The sequence below is a fragment of the Ideonella sp. genome (genome assembly GCF_036277275.1).
Lineage (GTDB): Bacteria > Pseudomonadota > Gammaproteobacteria > Burkholderiales > Burkholderiaceae_C > Ideonella.
In genome coordinates this window covers 146,506-163,118 of record NZ_DASUNH010000125.1, presented here as the reverse complement: position 1 = coordinate 163,118, position 16,613 = coordinate 146,506, and the positions used below count along the sequence as shown (strand labels likewise).

The window sequence follows — 16,613 nt, the reverse complement described above, 5'->3', positions numbered from 1 at the left end:
TTGGGCACACGCAGGTCGCCATCGTTGCCGCGCTGGTTCCAGCGCCTGGTGCTGAGTCGTGTCTGGCTCAGTTTTCTGATGCTGGGGCTGAGCTTCTTCGGTTTTGGCGTCGGTACGCTGAACCTGTTCTACCTGTTGCGCGCCAACACCAGCCTGGTGATCGAGAACGGCTGGATGGCTCTGGCCGATGGCGGTGGCGAGCAACTGCTTGAGCTGCTGGTCACGGGCTATCTGTCGATGGCCGCCTACGTGGTGTTCAAGGTCTGCGAATACCGGCTCGCCCATTGGTTGGGTGACCCTCCTGAAGACGACGGGGCCGACGGGGTCGAGCCCGATGCGCATTGATCTGCACCTGGGCGCTCACAAGACCGCGACGACCTACCTTCGACACTATTGGGCGGCCTGCAGCCAGGTGGCGGGGGCGACGGCGATGTGCCCACCATTGAACGAGGTGCGCGCCCAGCTGACACCGGTCTGCAACCCGCCCTCCGTCAAGAGCGCCGGCCCCGCTGAAGGTGAACGCCGACGCCAAAGGGCCGTCGATTGGCTCGGCGATTGGGGCCGTCGCGTGCCATCCCTGGTGCTGTCGGACGAAAATCTCATTGGCTCATCCGAGCGCCTGTTTGCGCAGAGAGCGCTGTATGCCAGCGCGCAGGCGCGGATGGAGCGACTGGCCGAGGTGCTGAAGGGCTACGAGCTTCGCATCTGGCTGTCCGTGCGCGAATACGGCTCGTTCCTTCGATCGGCCTACTGCGAAACGCTGCGTCATGGCCCGTACCGGCCGTTCCGCGAGGCCTACGACCATTTCGATCTGGCCAGCCGCGGCTGGGAGTACGTAGCCCGCGATGTGCAGCAGGCCTTTCCGGCGGCCAAGCTGGTCTGCTGGCGCTACGAGTCGCTGGACGAGTTGCGTGCGCCGATCACCTCGGCGCTGTTCGGTATCCGGCGTGCGGCGATGCCACCGGTCGGCGATCGACGCGACCGCCAGTCCTTGTCCAACCTGGCGGTTGAACTGCTGGATGACATCTACCGCCGCGTCGGCGCCGACGACGCCACCCGCGTGCGGCCATCGGTCGAGCGGGTGATTTCGGGCGATGGACTGTCACCCTTCGAGCCCTGGCGCGAAGCAGAGCGACAACAGTTCAAAACGGCCTACGAGCAATCGCTGGTCGCGTTGCAGGCCTTGCCCGGCATCAGCTGGCTGGGTTGATCGGTGCGACCGCCCCCGAACGAGATTTCTTCTTCAAGGAGCCCTGACATGAAAATCGCCATCCTGCCCGGTGACGGCATTGGCACCGAAATCGTTGCAGAAGCCGTGCGCGTGCTGAACGTGCTCGACCTGCCGTTCGAGATGGAAGAGGCCAAGGTCGGCGGTGCCGCCTATGAAGCCCACGGCCACCCGCTGCCCGAGGCGACGCTCAAGTTGGCGCAGGCCGCCGACGCGGTGCTGTTCGGCGCCGTCGGCGACTGGAAGTACGACACGCTCGAGCGCTCGCTGCGCCCCGAGCAGGCCATCCTTGGGCTGCGCAAGCACCTGGGTCTGTTCGCCAACTTCCGCCCGGCGATCTGCTACGAGCAACTGACGCACGCCTCGAGCCTGAAGCCCGAACTGGTGGCAGGGCTGGACATCTTGCTGATCCGCGAGCTGACCGGTGACATCTACTTCGGCCAACCGCGTGGCCGGCGTACCGCGGTGGACGGACATTTCCCTGGCGCCCAGGAGGCCTTCGACACGATGCGCTACAGCCGGCCCGAGATCGAGCGCATTGCCCACGTCGCGTTCCAGGCGGCGCGCAAGCGCGGCAAGCGTGTGACCAGTGTCGACAAGGCCAACGTGCTCGAAACCTTCCAGTTCTGGAAGGATGTCGTCACCGAGGTTTCCGCCCAGTATCCGGACGTGGCGCTGGACCACATGTACGTCGACAACGCCGCGATGCAGCTCGTGAAGGCGCCGAAAAAGTTCGACGTCATCGTCACCGGCAACATGTTCGGAGACATCCTGTCCGACGAGGCCGCGATGCTGACCGGCTCGATCGGCATGCTGCCCTCGGCGTCGCTGAACGCGAAGAACCAGGGCCTGTACGAACCCAGCCACGGCAGCGCGCCGGACATCGCCGGCAAGGGAATTGCAAACCCTCTGGCTACAATATTGTCTGCCGCCATGATGCTCCGTTTCTCACTCCAACAGCCCGAGGCTGCCGACCGTATCGAGTCGGCGGTTCGCTCCGTGCTGGCCTCGGGCTACCGTACGCCCGACATCTGGAGCGAGGGCACCCAGAAGGTGGGCACGCGCGAGATGGGCGATGCGGTTGTGGCTGCCGTCACTGGCAAAACCATTGCGAAAACCATTACCAAGAGCAGCTGAGCTCCGGTTCGTTTCGCCCCTGTGACCCAGACCCCGGCGAATCGAGCCGGACCGGTCTGGAACCCAAGCAAACTCTCTCCTCACAGGCAAAGGCGAATTGAAAATGGCTCAGGCACTCGTAGGTCTCGTCGGTTGGCGGGGCATGGTCGGCTCCGTGCTGCTGGACCGCATGGTCGCGGAGCGCGACTTCGATCTGATCGAACCGCTGTTCTTCTCCACCTCGAACAAGGGCGGCGCCGCGCCTTCGATGGCGAAGAACGAAACCAAGCTGCAGGACGCGTTCGACATCGACGCGCTCAAGCGCTGCGACATCGTCATCACCGCCCAAGGCGGCGACTACACCAACGAAGTCTTCCCCAAGCTGCGCGCTGCCGGCTGGAATGGCCACTGGATCGACGCCGCCTCGTCGCTGCGGATGAAGGACGACGCGGTTATCGTGCTCGATCCGGTCAACATGCCGGTGATCAAGAGCGCTTTGGCCAAGGGGCAGAAGGACTGGATCGGCGGCAATTGCACGGTCAGCTGCATGCTGATGGGCGTTGGCGCGCTGTACAAGGCCGGCCTGGTCGAGTGGATGAGCACCCAGACCTACCAGGCCGCGTCAGGCGGTGGCGCGCAGCACATGCGCGAGCTGCTGACTCAGTACGGCACGCTGTACGGTGAGGTCAAGGCACTGCTGGACGACCCGAAGAGCGCGATCCTCGAGATCGACCGCAAGGTCATCGCCAAGCAGCGCAGCCTGTCGGCCGAAGAGACCGCCAACTTCGGCGTGCCGCTCGGCGGCTCGCTGATCCCCTGGATCGACCGCGACCTGGGTGACGGCCAGTCGAAGGAAGAATGGAAGGGGATGGCCGAAACCAACAAGATCCTTGGCCAGGGCGAAGGGTTCGGTAGTCCGGCAGTGCCCGTCGACGGCTTCTGCGTTCGCGTGGGCGCGATGCGCTGCCACAGCCAGGCGCTGACCTTCAAGCTGAAGAAGGACGTGCCGCTGGCCGACATCGAAGCGATGATCGCGGCCGACAACGAGTGGGTGAAGGTCGTGCCCAACACCCGCGAAGCGACGATCCGTGACCTGACGCCGGTGGCCGTGACTGGCACGATGACCATTCCGGTGGGCCGCCTGCGCAAGCTCGCGATGGGTCCGGAGTACCTGGGCGCCTTCACGATCGGCGACCAGCTGCTGTGGGGTGCTGCCGAGCCGCTTCGCCGCATGCTGAGGATCTTGCTAGCCGCCTGAGTGAGCACAAACCATCGGGGTTTGTACCCTTTGCCGCGTTGCCCATGGGCAACAGCGGTGAAGGGGGCGGCTCGGTGAAAACGCGAAAACTTCCGGATGTTAGGTTTTGGATGAGCTTGTAAGCCTATATGCTTGATGCTATGGTGTTTTCTCGTATTCGGGCCGGTTGACGCCGGAAACTGCTTTGGAGAGAACGGTCGTTGACGGCGGGCCTGCGCGCAGGCTCGCTGATGGCGTTTCGGGAGACGCTTTGAAGAACCCTTCATTCATGGCCAAAGGCGCATCGCTCACCACCCTCGCCACCGCGGCTCTGCTGCTGTTGCATACGGGTGGCGCATCGGCGTTGTCGCTGGGCCGCTTGACCGTTCAGTCGTCGCTTGGCGAGGCACTGCGCGCCGAGATCGATATCACGAACATGAGCCCGGACGAGGCCGCATCGCTGCGGACCACGCTGGCCTCGCCTGAGGCGTTTCGCGCTGCAGGGGTCGATTTCAATCCGGTGTTGACGGGGGCTCAGCTGACGCTGGCGCGTCGGCCGGACGGCCGGGCCTACATCCGCGTCACCGGCGATCGCTCGGTGTCCGAGCCGTTCGTCGATGTGATCATCGATTTCGCTTGGTCCAGCGGTCGCCTGCAGCGAGCCTACACGCTGCTGATCGACCCACCGGTGACGCGTCCGGCCGCACCGCCGCCGGCGGCTGCGACCACCGCGCCGGTCATGTCGGCCGCACCGGTGCAGACCACTCCGGTGGCGCCACCGGCAGCGCCGCGTGCCAGCCGCCCGGCGGCGACGCCGTCGGCACCCAGGCCAATCGCACCGCCACCTTCGCCGTCCACAGCCTCCGAGGGGGCCGACAGCTACAAGGTGCGGAGCGGCGACACCCTGTCGTCCATCGCCTCGGCGCACCCGCGCAGCGGCGTATCGCTCGATCAGATGCTGGTGTCGCTGTACCGTGGCAACCCGCAGGCCTTCATCGACAGCAACATGAACCGGCTCAAGTCCGGCGTGGTGCTGAACGTGCCCGACGCGTCCACCGCGAAAGACGTGACGCCGGACGAAGCGAAGAAGGTCATCCAGGCCCACAGCGCCGACTTCGCTGCCTTCCGCCAACGCTTGGCGGGCGCTGCGCCCACCGTGAAGGGCACCGAGCCCGAACGACAGGCCACCGGCCAGGTGCAGGCGGCCGTGAAGGACCGCAAGACCGACACTGCCGCCACCTCGCCGGACAAGCTGACGCTGTCACAAGGCAGTGCCAAGCCCGGCGCCGAGGCCAAGGTCTCGAAGGAGACCGAACGAAAGGCGGCCGAGACCCGCGTGGCCGAGTTGTCGCGCAACGTGCAGGAGCTGAAGCAGCTGTCGGATGCGACCAAGGCCGCATCCAAACCGGCCGCGCCGGCTGTCGCCGCCGCGCCGACGACCCCAGCCAAGCCCGGCTTGCCGATCGCGACCGCACCCGCTCCGGCACCGGTGACCAAGCCGGTGGCGCCGCCTCCGCCGGCACCGCCGCCGCCCGCGCCGGCGCCTGCCAAGACCGTGGCCCCGCCGCCGCCAGCGCCAGCGCCCTCGCCGGTTGTGGTGGCACCGCCGCCGCCGGTGGCTTCGGTGCCTGCGTCGGCCCCGTCTGTCGTGGTGCCGCCGGCGTCTGCGCCCACCGAGGTGGCCGCGGCACCCGTGCCGGTCGCCCCGCCGGTGGCTGCGTCCGCACCGCCTGTGCGCAAGCGCGCGGCCCCGCCGCCACCCGCCCCCGAGCCGAGCTTCTTCGAATCGCTGTCCGGCAACCCGTGGGTGCTGCCGGGCGCTGCCGGTCTGGTGGCGCTGCTGGCCGGCCTGGGCGTGATGCGCCTGCGCCGCCGCCAGCAAGACGGCGCGGCCGAGACCTCGTTCATCGAAAGCAAGCTGCAGCCTGATTCGTTCTTCGGCGTCAGCGGCGGCCAGCGTGTCGACACGCGCGATGGCGCGAACAGCAGCTCGTCGTTGAGCTACTCGCTGAGCCAGCTGGACGCGATCGGGGACGTGGACCCGGTGGCAGAAGCTGACGTCTACCTGGCCTATGGCCGCGATCTGCAGGCCGAAGAAATCCTGAAGGAGGCCCTGCGCAGCGACCCGGGTCGCGTGGCCATCCGCAGCAAGCTGCTCGAGGTGTACGCCAAGCGGGCCGATGTGAAGGCCTTCGATGCCCAGGCGCGCCAGATGCTCGAGCAGACCGGCGGCGTCGGTGAAGAGTGGGAAAAGGCCATCGAACTCGGCCGCGGCATCGATCCTGCCAATCCGTTGTACGGCGGTGCTGGCGCGGTGATGGCCGTCGACATCGACACGTCGACCGAACCGCCACCCGATCTGCGCGAAGACTTTGGCCGTCCGGCGCGGGTCGAAGACGAGTCGCCGGTCGAAAAGACCCAGCCGTTCGTGGGCGAAGTGCTGCTCGACACCGCGCCGGGCAACCTCGACATCGACCTCGGCGCGCCGTCGTCGCTGGTAGGCGTCGAGCCCACGCGGCCTCTGGAAACCGCGTCGGGCATGCTCGACAGCGGGCCGGCCGACTTGCGGGGCGACCTGCGCTCACCGCCGCCCAAGCAGCCAGCCCCGAAGGCCCCGCTCGAGCCCGAAGACAGCATCCTCGACCTGCCGATGATCGACCTGCCGGAAGGTGAGACCGACGGCGACAGCATCCAGCACACCACCCCGTCGTCGTTTGACTTCGGTGAGCTGTCACTCGACCTGGGCGAAACCAAGGGAGAGGAAAGCACCGTGCGCGGGGGTCTGCAGACCGAAGAGATCGACGAGTCGGATCCGCTGGCCCGCAAACTGGAGCTGGCCGACGAGTTCCGCCGCATCGGCGACATGGAAGGTGCGCGCGACCTGCTCGAAGAGGTCATTGGCAAGGCCGATGGCGCCTTGCGCTCGCGGGCCCAGGCGATGCTCGACGAGCTGGAGTGAGCGATAGCGGAAAGGCCCCGGGGGCCGCCGCTCACGAGGGGCCCGCCACGGGCCCCTCGGCCTTTGAGGGCTCCACGGTCCGGCGCCTGGCGCTGGGCGTGGCTTACCGGGGTGACCATTACCACGGCTGGCAGAGCCAGCCCAGCGGCCGCACCGTGCAAGACAAGCTCGAAGCGGCCCTGAGCGAATTCGCGGCCATGCCGGTCGGCACCTTGTGTGCTGGCCGCACCGACACGGGCGTGCACGGCCTGAACCAGGTCGTTCATTTCGACACCCCGCTTGATCGGCCCGAGTTCTCGTGGATCCGGGGCACCAACCGTTACCTGCCCAAAGACATTGCCGTTCAGTGGTGCCGGCCGGTGGGGGCCGGCTTTCACGCCCGCAACAGCGCGCGTGGCCGTCGCTACCGCTACCTGCTGCTCGAATCTGCCGTGCGGCCCGCCATCGAATTTGGTGGCTGCGGCTGGATCTTCCGCCCGCTCGATGGGGCGGCCATGCAGGCCGCCGCCGCGCTGCTTGTCGGCGAGCACGACTTCAGCTCATTCCGCTCCTCCGAGTGCCAGGCGCTGTCACCGGTGAAGCAACTGCGCCGCCTGGATGTCTCGCGCCATGGCGCCTATTGGCGCTTCGAGTTCGAGGCCAGTGCCTTTCTTCACCACATGGTGCGCAACATCATGGGCTGCCTGGTCGCCGTGGGGCAGGGCAACCGGGCGCCCGGCTGGATGGCCGAGGTGCTGGCTGCCCGAAGCCGCGACGCGGCCGCACCGACCTTTGCCCCCGATGGCCTGTACTTCGTCGGCCCCATTTACGATGCCGAACTCGGCCTGCCGGACGCCACGGCGGCGATGGACTGGATCCCCTGACATGGCCCACCGAACGCGCATCAAGATCTGTGGCCTGACCCGCGAAGCCGACGTCGAAGACGCCGTCGCGGCCGGCGCGGATGCCATCGGCCTGGTGCTGTACGCGAAGAGCCCGCGCCATGTCGATGCGGCGCGCGCCGGTGTGCTGGCCAGGCGGTTGCCGCCCTTCGTCAGCCCGGTGTTGCTGTTCGTCAACGCCACGCAGGCCGAGATCGATGCCGGCCTGCAGATGGTGCCGAACGCACTGCTGCAGTTTCACGGCGACGAAACCCCCGAGCAGTGCGTTGCCGCGGGTCGGCCGTACCTGAGGGCCGCCCGGATGGCGCCCGGTGTCGATTTGCTAGACTTAGCGTCTCGCCACCCGGGGGCCGTCGGCCTCCTGCTCGACGCCCATGTCGAGGGTTATGGCGGTGGTGGAAAGGCGTTCGATTGGTCTCTCATTCCCGCCAACGTCCCTTGTCCGGTCGTTTTGTCTGGTGGGTTGAATCCTGCAAGCGTGATCGATGGGGTGCTTCGCGTCCGGCCCTGGGCCGTTGACGTGAGCTCCGGCGTGGAGAGCGCAAAAGGCGTCAAGGACGCCGCGCTGATGCGCCGGTTCTGCGAGGCGGTGCGCGAAGCCGACAGTCGCCAGACTTGAAAGCCGCGCCGCTCGCCGCCTCAGGCATCCTGAACAGCGAGATTTCCATCATGCCAAGTTACCAGCAGCCCGACGCCTCGGGCCATTTCGGCCCCTATGGCGGCAGCTTTGTCTCCGAGACGCTCGTCCACGCTCTGGACGAGTTGAAGGCCGCCTACGCGCACTACCGCAGTGACCCGGTCTTCATCGCCGAGTTCAAGCGCGAACTGAAGCATTTCGTCGGCCGGCCCAGCCCGGTCTACCACGCCGATCGGCTCAGCCGTGAAATCGGTGGCGCCCAGATCTACCTGAAGCGCGAGGACCTGAACCACACCGGCGCGCACAAGGTCAACAACACCATTGGCCAGGCCCTGCTGGCCAAGCGCATGGGCAAGCCGCGCGTGATCGCCGAAACTGGCGCAGGCCAGCACGGTGTGGCCACTGCCACCATCTGCGCCCGGTACGGGCTTGAATGCGTGGTCTACATGGGCTCCGAAGACGTCAAGCGCCAGAGCCCGAACGTCTATCGCATGCACCTGCTGGGTGCCAGGGTGGTGCCGGTCGAGTCGGGCAGCAAGACGCTGAAAGACGCGCTGAACGAAGCGCTGCGTGACTGGGTCACCAACGTCGAGAACACCTTCTACATCATCGGCACGGTGGCCGGCCCGGCGCCGTACCCGGAGATGGTGCGCGACTTCCAGAGCGTGATCGGCGAAGAGTGCTTGGGCCAGATGCCCGAGATGATCAACCGCCAGCCCGATGCGGTGATCGCGTGCGTCGGCGGCGGCAGCAATGCGATGGGTATCTTCTACCCGTACATCCCCCACGAAGGCGTGCGCCTGATCGGTGTCGAAGCCGCCGGCCTCGGGCTGGATACCGGCAAGCACGCCGCGAGCCTGTCTGCCGGTTCGCCGGGCGTGCTGCACGGCAACCGCACCTACCTGCTGCAAGACGACAACGGTCAGATCACCGAGACGCATTCCATCTCGGCTGGACTCGACTATCCCGGCGTCGGCCCCGAGCATGCGTACCTGAAGGACACCGGCCGCGCCGAGTACGTCGGCATCACCGACGACGAGGCGCTCGCGGCCTTCCACCGCTTGTGTCGCACCGAAGGCATCATCCCGGCGCTCGAGTCGAGCCACGCGGTGGCCTATGCGATGAAGCTCGCGGCGACGCTGAAGCCCGACCAGCACCTGCTGGTGAACCTGTCGGGCCGGGGCGACAAGGACATCGGCACGGTGGCTGATCTGTCCGGCGCAGAGTTCTACTGCCGCCCGTCCTGCAAAGGCCAGACGGTGAAGGGAGGTGCGCGATGAGCCCGACTCTGAACCGAATTGCCGCCACCTTCGAAGCGCTCCAGCGAGATGGCCGCAAGGCGCTGATCCCCTACGTCACCGCGGGTGATCCGTTCGCCGACGCCACCGTCGACATCATGCTGGCCTTGGCCGACGGCGGAGCCGACGTGATCGAACTCGGTGTGCCGTTCTCCGACCCGATGGCCGATGGCCCGGTGATCCAGAAGGCCTCCGAGCGCGCGCTGGCCAAGGGCATTGGCATGCCGCAGGTGCTGGAGATGGTGCGCGGCTTCCGGGCCCGCAACACCACCACGCCGATCGTGCTGATGGGCTATGCCAACCCCGTCGAACGTTACGACCAACTGCACGGTCGCGATGCCTTCGTCAAGGCCGCGGCCGCTGCCGGTGTCGATGGTGTGCTGGTGGTCGACTACCCGCCCGAGGAGTGCGGCGAGTTCGCCACCACCTTGAAGGCCCATGGGCTGGACCTGATCTTCTTGCTGGCGCCGACCAGCACCGAGGCGCGCATGGCCCAGGTCGGCGCGCTGGCCAGCGGCTACGTGTACTACGTGTCGCTCAAGGGCGTGACCGGGGCAGGGCACCTGGATACCAGCGCCGTGGCCGAGGCCGTGCCGCGCATCCGCCGCCACGTGAAGGTCCCCGTCGGCGTGGGTTTCGGTATCCGCGACGCAGGTTCCGCCCAGGCGGTGGGGCGGGTGTCCGACGGGGTCGTGATCGGCTCCCGGCTGATACAAATCCTCGAAAACGAAACGCGCGACAATGCCGGTTTGGCGGCGCGCCGCTTCATCAGCGAGATCCGCGCCGCGCTCGATGCCTTGTGACCCATCGCATCGGCTGATGTTCTGACGACGACAAGGAGCCTTGATCCATGAGCTGGCTTGAAAAACTGCTGCCCCCGAAGATTCAGCAGACCGACCCGAGCGAACGCCGCTCGGTGCCGGAGGGGCTGTGGATCAAGTGCCCTTCGTGCGAATCGGTGCTGTACAAGACCGACCTGGAGCAGAACATCAACGTCTGCCCCAAGTGCGATCACCACCACCGCATCGGCGCGCGTGACCGCCTGAACGCCTTCCTCGACCCGGAAGGCCGCTACGAGATCGGCCACGAGGTGCTGCCGATCGACCCGCTGAAGTTCAAGGACAGCAAGAAGTACCCGGAGCGCCTGAAAGGCGCGCTCGAGACCACCGGCGAAACCGACGCGCTGGTCGTGATCGGCGGCGCGGTGATGAGCGTGCCGGCCGTGGCAGCGTGCTTCGAGTTCGACTTCATGGGCGGCTCGATGGGTTCGGTGGTCGGCGAACGCTTCGTGCGCGGGGTCGAAGCCGCGATCGAGCAGAAGGTGCCGTTCATCTGCTTCACCGCCACCGGTGGCGCGCGCATGCAAGAGGGCCTGTTCAGCCTGTTCCAGATGGCCAAGACCAACGCTGCGTTGACCTACCTGGCCAAGGCGCGCTTGCCCTACATCAGCGTGCTGACCGACCCGACGATGGGCGGCGTGTCCGCTAGCTTCGCGTTCGTCGGTGACGTGGTGATCGCCGAGCCGAAGGCCCTCGTCGGCTTTGCCGGCCAGCGCGTGATCAAGAACACCGTGCGCGAAGAACTGCCCGAGGGCTTCCAGCGCGCCGAATTCCTGATGCAGAAGGGTGCGATCGACATGATCGTCGACCGTCGCCAGCTGCGGCCGATGATCGCTCGCCAGCTCGCGATGCTCCAACGTCAAAACGCCGACGCCGTCGCCTGACGCTCTTCGCTTCCAACGGCCAGGCCCGGTGCCTGGCCGTTTTCATTTCGACGAGGCCTCGATGACCCGCACCCTGGACCAGTGGCTCGCCCACAGCGAAAGCCTGCACCCGAAGACGATGGACCTGTCGCTCGAGCGCGTGCAGCAGGTGCGCGACGCGATGGGCCTGAAGTTCTCGGTGCCGGTGATCACCGTCGCGGGTACCAACGGCAAAGGCTCGACTTGCTCGATGATCGAGTCGATCGCGCGTGCGGCCGGTTACCGCGTCGGCCTGTACATCAAGCCGCACCTGGTCCATTTCGAAGAGCGCTGCCGCGTCAACGGTGCGCCAGTGAGTGCGGACTCGCTCTGTGAAGACTTCGAGACGGTCGAGCGGGCACGCGGCGAGGTGGCGCTGACGACCTTCGAATTCAGCACGCTGGCGATCATGCAGCGCCTGGCGCGCGAGCCGCTGGACCTGGTGATCCTGGAGGTGGGGCTGGGCGGTCGCTACGACGCAGTCAACGCGATCGACGCCGATTGCTCGGTGATCACCAGCATCGATCTCGACCACACCGAGTTCCTGGGCCCCGACCGCGAGAGCATCGGGCGCGAGAAGGCCGGCATCTTGCGCACGGGCCGGCCGGGCATCGTGTCCGACCCGATGCCTCCGCAGTCGATCCTGGACACCGGGCTGGAAGTGGGTGCCGACCTGTGGCTGAACGGGCGCGATTTCAACCACCAGGGCGATCGCCAGCAATGGGCCTGGAGCGGCCGTGGCCGGCGCTATCACGCACTGGCCTACCCGGCGCTGCGCGGGGCCAACCAGCTGCTCAACGCGTCCGGCGCGATTGCCGCGCTGGAATCGCTGCGCGAGCGCCTGCCGATCACCGCCCAAGCCGTGCGCCTGGGGCTCGCCAGCGTCGACCTGCAAGGTCGGTTCCAGATCGTGCCTGGTCAGCCTGCGCTGGTGCTGGACGTGGCGCACAACCCGCAAGCCGTGTCCGCTCTCGCGCTGAACCTGGACCAGATGGGTTTCTTCCCACGCACACTGGCCGTCTTCGGCGCGATGCGCGACAAGGATCTGGCCGGTGTGATGGCGCGCATAGCGCCCCTGGTCGACCACTGGCATCTGACCGACCTGCCGCTGCCGCGCGCCGCCACCGCCGACGACCTGGCCGCGCAGCTGCGCACGCTGCAGGGTGACAAGGCCTCGTGCAGTACCCACGCATCCCCCACGGACGCGCTCGCTGCAGCGCTGGTTGGGGCAAACCCCACTGATAGAATCGTCGTCTTCGGCTCGTTCTATACCGTGGGCGGCGTGCTGAAGCAAGGCTTGCCACGGCTGAGCGCGCCGCACCAAGCCTGAAACCGGCTTGGATGGCCCGCAACGGCCGGCTTGGTTGACGCGCCAAGCGCCCGACGGGTGCCTTCCCGACCGCCCCGGTCGCCACTCGCCGCCGCCACGCATGGGTCTGCTGTCGAAACTCAAATCCAGCTCCAAGGACGCGCGCCCCGGTGCGTCGTCCACCGCCGATGCGAATGAGATCGTGCGCGATGCACGCGCCAGGGCCCGCCGTCGCCTGATCGGCGCCGCGTTGCTGCTGGGCGTGGGCATCATCGGCTTTCCGCTGCTGTTCGAAACCCAGCCCCGGCCGATCGCCGTCGACATTCCGATCGAAATCCCATCGCGCGAGAACGCGCCCGCATTGGTTTCCCCCGCTTCGCGGCCGGCCCGCAGCCAGCCGGTGGCCAAGCCACCGGTCGAGCCGCCAACGACAATGGCGGCTCAAGAAAGCTTGCCGAAGCCAGTGGTTGCGGCCAAGCCGCCCGAGCCGAAACCGGAAGCCAAGGCCGACACCAAGCCGGCCGCGAAACCTGCGGAGCCGCCGAAACCGGAGCCCAAGCCCGAGGCGAAGCCGGCCACCAAGCCTGCGGAAGCGCCCAAGCCTGCTGAGGTTGCCAGGAACGGCGACAGTGCCAGGGACGACGAGGGCCGTTTCGTCGTGCAGGTTGGCGCCTTTGCCGAAGCAGGCAGCGCGCGCGAGGCGCGGATGAAGGTCGAAGGCATGGGTTTGAAGACCTACACCCAGGTGATCGAGTCGGATTCAGGCCGCCGCATCCGTGTGCGCACCGGCCCCTATGCCACCAAGGCCGAGGCTGACAAGGCTGCCGCGAAGATCAAGTCCGGCGGTCTGCAGGCCGCGGTGCTGAAGCTCTGACCGGCCATGGTGGCGGGCTTCAGCTGGGTCGACTGGGTGCTGGCCATCGTGCTGGTGCTGTCGGTCACGATCGGCCTGTGGCGCGGGCTGGTCTACGAGCTGCTGGCGCTGGTCGGCTGGGTGGTCGCGTTCGCTATCGCCAAATGGTACGGCGCGGGTACGGCCATCTGGTTGCCGGTGGGCGAGGCGGGCAGCTCACTGCGATTGGCGCTGGCTTATGCCGTGACCTTCTTCGCGGTGCTCATCGGCTGGACCTTGATGGCCAAGCTGGTGCGCATGATGATCTCGGCCACTCCCTTGACCGTGCTCGACCGGGCTCTGGGCGCCGGCTTCGGCCTGGCCCGCGGGTTGTTGATCCTGTTGTTGGTGGCCGTGGTCGTTTCGCTGATTCCCCCGGCTTCCAACTCGGCCGCCTGGAAGGGCTCGGTCGGGGCCGCCTGGCTCGGCGCCATGCTGCATGAGCTGAAGCCGCTGTGGCCCGTCCGCGAGCATGCTGCAACGCGGGACGCCTGAAACAGCGGCTCGCCTTCACGGTCTTTCTCCTCTTTTAGCTACGAACGGATTTCCCCATGTGCGGCATCGTCGGCGTGATCTCCAAACAGCCGGTCAACCAGCTGATCTATGACGCCTTGCTGCTGTTGCAGCACCGCGGCCAGGACGCCGCGGGCATCGTCACGATGCTGGGCACCAAGTGCTTCATGCACAAGGCCCGCGGCATGGTGAAAGACGTCTTCCGTACCCGCAACATGCGCGCGCTGCCCGGCACGGTTGGTCTGGGCCAGGTGCGCTACCCGACCGCGGGCAACGCCTACAGCGAAGAAGAGGCCCAGCCCTTCTACGTCAATGCGCCGTTCGGCATCGTGCTCGTCCACAACGGCAACCTGACCAACGCCCACGCGATGAAGGACGAGCTGTTCGACATCGATCGCCGCCACATCAACACCGAGAGCGACACCGAGGTGTTGATCAACGTGCTGGCGCACGAGCTCGAGCGCGCCGGCCGCGACCTCGCGTTGACGCCCGAGCTGGTGTTCAAGGCGGTGAGCGCCGTGCACAAGCGCATCAAGGGCTCGTATGCGGTGGTGGCACTGATCGCGGGTTACGGCCTGCTGGCCTTCCGCGACCCCTTCGGCATCCGCCCGCTGTGCTACGGCACGCTGGACACGCCGGAAGGCCAGGAGGTGATGGTCGCCAGCGAATCCGTGGCGCTCGAAGGCACGGGCCATCAGTTCCAGCGGGACGTCGCCCCGGGCGAGGCCATCTTCATCGACCTGGAAGGCCGCGTTCACGCGCAGCAGTGCGCCGAGTCGCCGACGCTGAACCCCTGCATGTTCGAGTTCGTCTACCTCGCACGGCCCGATTCGGTGATGGACGGCATCTCTGTCTACCAGGCCCGCCTGAACATGGGCGAGACGCTGGCCCAGCGTGTGATTTCGACGATGCCGCCGTCGCAGATCGACGTCGTGATCCCGATCCCCGAATCGAGCCGCCCGAGCGCGATGCAGCTGGCGCAGAAGATCGGCAAGCCGTACCGCGAAGGCTTCGTGAAGAACCGCTACGTCGGCCGCACTTTCATCATGCCGGGCCAGGCGGTGCGAAAGAAGAGCGTGCGCCAGAAGCTCAACGCGATCGGCGTCGAGTTCAAGGGCCGCAACGTGCTGCTGGTCGACGATTCGATCGTCCGCGGCACGACCAGCAAAGAGATCGTGCAGATGGCGCGCGAAGCCGGCGCGAACAAGGTCTACATGGCGTCGGCGGCGCCGCCGGTGCGCTTCCCGAACGTGTACGGCATCGACATGCCGACCAAGGAAGAGCTGATCGCGCACAACCGTTCGATGGAAGAGATCCGCCAGTTCATCGGCGCCGATGCGCTGATCTACCAGGACGTGGACGCGATGAAGCGAGTCGTCGGTGCGCTGAACAAGAGCCTGGCGGGCTTCGAGGCCTCGTGCTTCGACGGCGTCTACATCACCGGCGATGTGTCAGCGGCCGACTTCGATGCGATAAAGGCGCAGCGCGCGTCGCAACCCGACGATGAAGACGCCCCCGAGCGCAGCCGCCTGGCGCTGCAAAGTGGTGAAGGGAACTCCTGATGGCTGAAGGCAAGAAACGACTGCCACGCGTCGAGCTGCCGGCCGATGCACGGCTGGCCACGCTGGCACTGCGCGAGGGCCTGCCGCCTTCGCAGTGGGGCGAGAACTCCGAGGCGCTGTTCCTGACCAGCAGCTTCGTCCACCCCGATGCGGCCACCGCGGCACGGCGCTTCGCGGACGAGGAAGAGTCGTTCACCTACAGCCGCTTCTCGAACCCGACGGTGACGATGATGGAGCGCCGGCTCGCGGCGCTCGAAGGCACCAGCGGCTGCATCGGGACCGCGAGCGGCATGTCGGCCATCCTGCTGTTGGTGATGGGGCTGCTGAAGGCTGGCGACCACGTGATCTGTTCGCAAAGCGTGTTCGGTTCGACGATCAAGCTGCTGCAAGACATCATGGGCCGCTTCGGGCTCGAAGCAACGTTCGTCTCGCAGACCAATGTCGACGAGTGGCGTGCGGCGCTGAAGCCCAACACCAAGCTGCTGTTCGCCGAATCGCCGACGAATCCGCTGACCGAAATCTGCGACATCGCCGCGCTGGCTGACATAGCGCATCGCACCGGGGCCTGGCTGGCGGTCGACAACTGCTTTTGCTCGCCGGCGCTGCAGCAGCCGGTCAAGTTCGGTGCCGATTTCATCATCCACTCCGGCACCAAGTACCTCGATGGCCAGGGCCGCGTGATCGCTGGCGCGGTTTGCGGGCCGGAAGACCTGCTGCAGAGCAAGCTGGTACCGGTGTTGCGCTCGGCCGGCATGACGCTGTCGCCGTTCAACGCCTGGGTCGTGCTGAAGGGCATGGAGACGCTGGCGATCCGCATGAAGGCGCAGAGCGACAGCGCCCTCTTGCTGGCGCAGTGGCTGGCCGAGCAGCCAGCCGTCGGCCGCGTGTACTACCCGGGCCTTGAATCACACCCGCAGCACGCGCTGGCGATGGCACAGCAATCGGGCAGCGGCGCCGCGGTGGTGTCGTTCGACGTGACGGGGGAGGGTGCCCAGGCGCTGCGCGAACGCGCGTTCTCGTTGATGGATGCGACGACCGTCTGTTCGCTGACCACCAACCTGGGTGACACCAAGACCACCATCAGCCACCCGGCGACCACGTCGCATGGCCGCCTGACGGAAGCGCAGCGCCAGGCCGCCGGCATCGGCCAGGGCCTGATCCGCGTGGCCGTGGGCCTGGACCACATCGACGACCTGAAGGCCGATCTGCAACGCGGCCTGGCCACCCTCTCGACTTGAAT

At 66.9% G+C, this 16,613-nt stretch carries 15 protein-coding genes; all 15 read left to right on the top strand.

The features are described from left to right. The 15 genes from VFY73_RS21255 (at position 1) to VFY73_RS21185 (ending at position 16,611) form a co-directional block, all read left to right on the top strand. Positions 1-345 (top strand): hypothetical protein, encoded by a 345-nt coding sequence (locus VFY73_RS21255; RefSeq protein WP_329722532.1) that lies wholly within the window; start codon positions 1-3, stop codon positions 343-345. Further along, on the top strand, positions 335-1,210 hold the full coding sequence (locus VFY73_RS21250; RefSeq protein ID WP_329722530.1) for a hypothetical protein: 876 nt from the start codon (positions 335-337) through the stop codon (positions 1,208-1,210). Before VFY73_RS21255 ends, VFY73_RS21250 begins: the two co-directional genes overlap by 11 nt. Before the next feature lie 48 nt (positions 1,211-1,258). Beyond that, positions 1,259-2,365, top strand: a complete 1,107-nt coding sequence (leuB, locus tag VFY73_RS21245; RefSeq protein WP_329722528.1) for a 3-isopropylmalate dehydrogenase — start codon at positions 1,259-1,261, stop codon at positions 2,363-2,365. A gap of 103 nt (positions 2,366-2,468) precedes the next feature. Continuing rightward, positions 2,469-3,602 (top strand): aspartate-semialdehyde dehydrogenase, encoded by a 1,134-nt coding sequence (gene asd / locus VFY73_RS21240; protein ID WP_329722526.1) that lies wholly within the window; start codon positions 2,469-2,471, stop codon positions 3,600-3,602. Between the two features lie 250 nt (positions 3,603-3,852). Beyond that, a complete protein-coding gene (locus VFY73_RS21235) occupies positions 3,853-6,540 on the top strand; it encodes a FimV/HubP family polar landmark protein (protein WP_329722524.1) in 2,688 nt (895 codons plus the stop codon). 92 nt (positions 6,541-6,632) lie between these two features. Further along, the gene (truA, locus tag VFY73_RS21230; RefSeq protein ID WP_329722577.1) at positions 6,633-7,403 is read left to right on the top strand and encodes a tRNA pseudouridine(38-40) synthase TruA; all 771 of its coding nucleotides are present in this window, start codon (positions 6,633-6,635) and stop codon (positions 7,401-7,403) included. Position 7,404: 1 nt separating this feature from the next. After that, positions 7,405-8,040, top strand: coding sequence for a phosphoribosylanthranilate isomerase (locus VFY73_RS21225; protein ID WP_329722522.1), 636 nt, complete (start codon positions 7,405-7,407; stop codon positions 8,038-8,040). Positions 8,041-8,090: 50 nt separating this feature from the next. Continuing rightward, positions 8,091-9,338: a tryptophan synthase subunit beta gene (gene trpB / locus VFY73_RS21220; RefSeq protein ID WP_329722520.1), complete on the top strand. Its 1,248-nt coding sequence runs from the start codon at positions 8,091-8,093 to the stop codon at positions 9,336-9,338. 8 nt (positions 9,339-9,346) lie between these two features. Next, positions 9,347-10,159, top strand: coding sequence for a tryptophan synthase subunit alpha (trpA, locus tag VFY73_RS21215; protein WP_329722575.1), 813 nt, complete (start codon positions 9,347-9,349; stop codon positions 10,157-10,159). A gap of 47 nt (positions 10,160-10,206) precedes the next feature. Further along, positions 10,207-11,079: an acetyl-CoA carboxylase, carboxyltransferase subunit beta gene (gene accD / locus VFY73_RS21210; RefSeq protein WP_329722518.1), complete on the top strand. Its 873-nt coding sequence runs from the start codon at positions 10,207-10,209 to the stop codon at positions 11,077-11,079. A 61-nt stretch (positions 11,080-11,140) separates the two neighbouring features. Continuing rightward, positions 11,141-12,427, top strand: a complete 1,287-nt coding sequence (gene folC / locus VFY73_RS21205; RefSeq protein WP_329722516.1) for a bifunctional tetrahydrofolate synthase/dihydrofolate synthase — start codon at positions 11,141-11,143, stop codon at positions 12,425-12,427. Positions 12,428-12,527: 100 nt separating this feature from the next. After that, complete coding sequence (locus tag VFY73_RS21200) at positions 12,528-13,280, top strand: SPOR domain-containing protein (RefSeq protein ID WP_329722514.1); 753 nt, start codon at positions 12,528-12,530, stop codon at positions 13,278-13,280. Positions 13,281-13,286: 6 nt separating this feature from the next. After that, positions 13,287-13,793, top strand: a complete 507-nt coding sequence (locus VFY73_RS21195; RefSeq protein ID WP_329722512.1) for a CvpA family protein — start codon at positions 13,287-13,289, stop codon at positions 13,791-13,793. 56 nt (positions 13,794-13,849) lie between these two features. Next, positions 13,850-15,373 (top strand): amidophosphoribosyltransferase, encoded by a 1,524-nt coding sequence (gene purF, locus VFY73_RS21190; RefSeq protein WP_329722510.1) that lies wholly within the window; start codon positions 13,850-13,852, stop codon positions 15,371-15,373. Continuing rightward, positions 15,373-16,611, top strand: coding sequence for an O-succinylhomoserine sulfhydrylase (locus tag VFY73_RS21185; RefSeq protein WP_329722508.1), 1,239 nt, complete (start codon positions 15,373-15,375; stop codon positions 16,609-16,611). Before purF ends, VFY73_RS21185 begins: the two co-directional genes overlap by 1 nt. Positions 16,612-16,613: the final 2 nt, after the last annotated feature.

What these genes read in the sequence shown, in the direction of transcription:
- accD (WP_329722518.1), top strand. Translation starts at nt 10,207, where the DNA reads ATGAGCTGGCTTGAAAAACTGCTGCCCCCGAAGATTCAGCAGACCGAC.
- purF (WP_329722510.1), top strand. Translation starts at nt 13,850, where the DNA reads ATGTGCGGCATCGTCGGCGTGATCTCCAAACAGCCGGTCAACCAGCTG.
- VFY73_RS21225 (WP_329722522.1), top strand. Translation starts at nt 7,405, where the DNA reads ATGGCCCACCGAACGCGCATCAAGATCTGTGGCCTGACCCGCGAAGCC.
- VFY73_RS21185 (WP_329722508.1), top strand. Translation starts at nt 15,373, where the DNA reads ATGGCTGAAGGCAAGAAACGACTGCCACGCGTCGAGCTGCCGGCCGAT.
- VFY73_RS21200 (WP_329722514.1), top strand. Translation starts at nt 12,528, where the DNA reads ATGGGTCTGCTGTCGAAACTCAAATCCAGCTCCAAGGACGCGCGCCCC.
- leuB (WP_329722528.1), top strand. Translation starts at nt 1,259, where the DNA reads ATGAAAATCGCCATCCTGCCCGGTGACGGCATTGGCACCGAAATCGTT.
- asd (WP_329722526.1), top strand. Translation starts at nt 2,469, where the DNA reads ATGGCTCAGGCACTCGTAGGTCTCGTCGGTTGGCGGGGCATGGTCGGC.
- folC (WP_329722516.1), top strand. Translation starts at nt 11,141, where the DNA reads ATGACCCGCACCCTGGACCAGTGGCTCGCCCACAGCGAAAGCCTGCAC.
- VFY73_RS21195 (WP_329722512.1), top strand. Translation starts at nt 13,287, where the DNA reads ATGGTGGCGGGCTTCAGCTGGGTCGACTGGGTGCTGGCCATCGTGCTG.
- VFY73_RS21250 (WP_329722530.1), top strand. Translation starts at nt 335, where the DNA reads ATGCGCATTGATCTGCACCTGGGCGCTCACAAGACCGCGACGACCTAC.
- trpB (WP_329722520.1), top strand. Translation starts at nt 8,091, where the DNA reads ATGCCAAGTTACCAGCAGCCCGACGCCTCGGGCCATTTCGGCCCCTAT.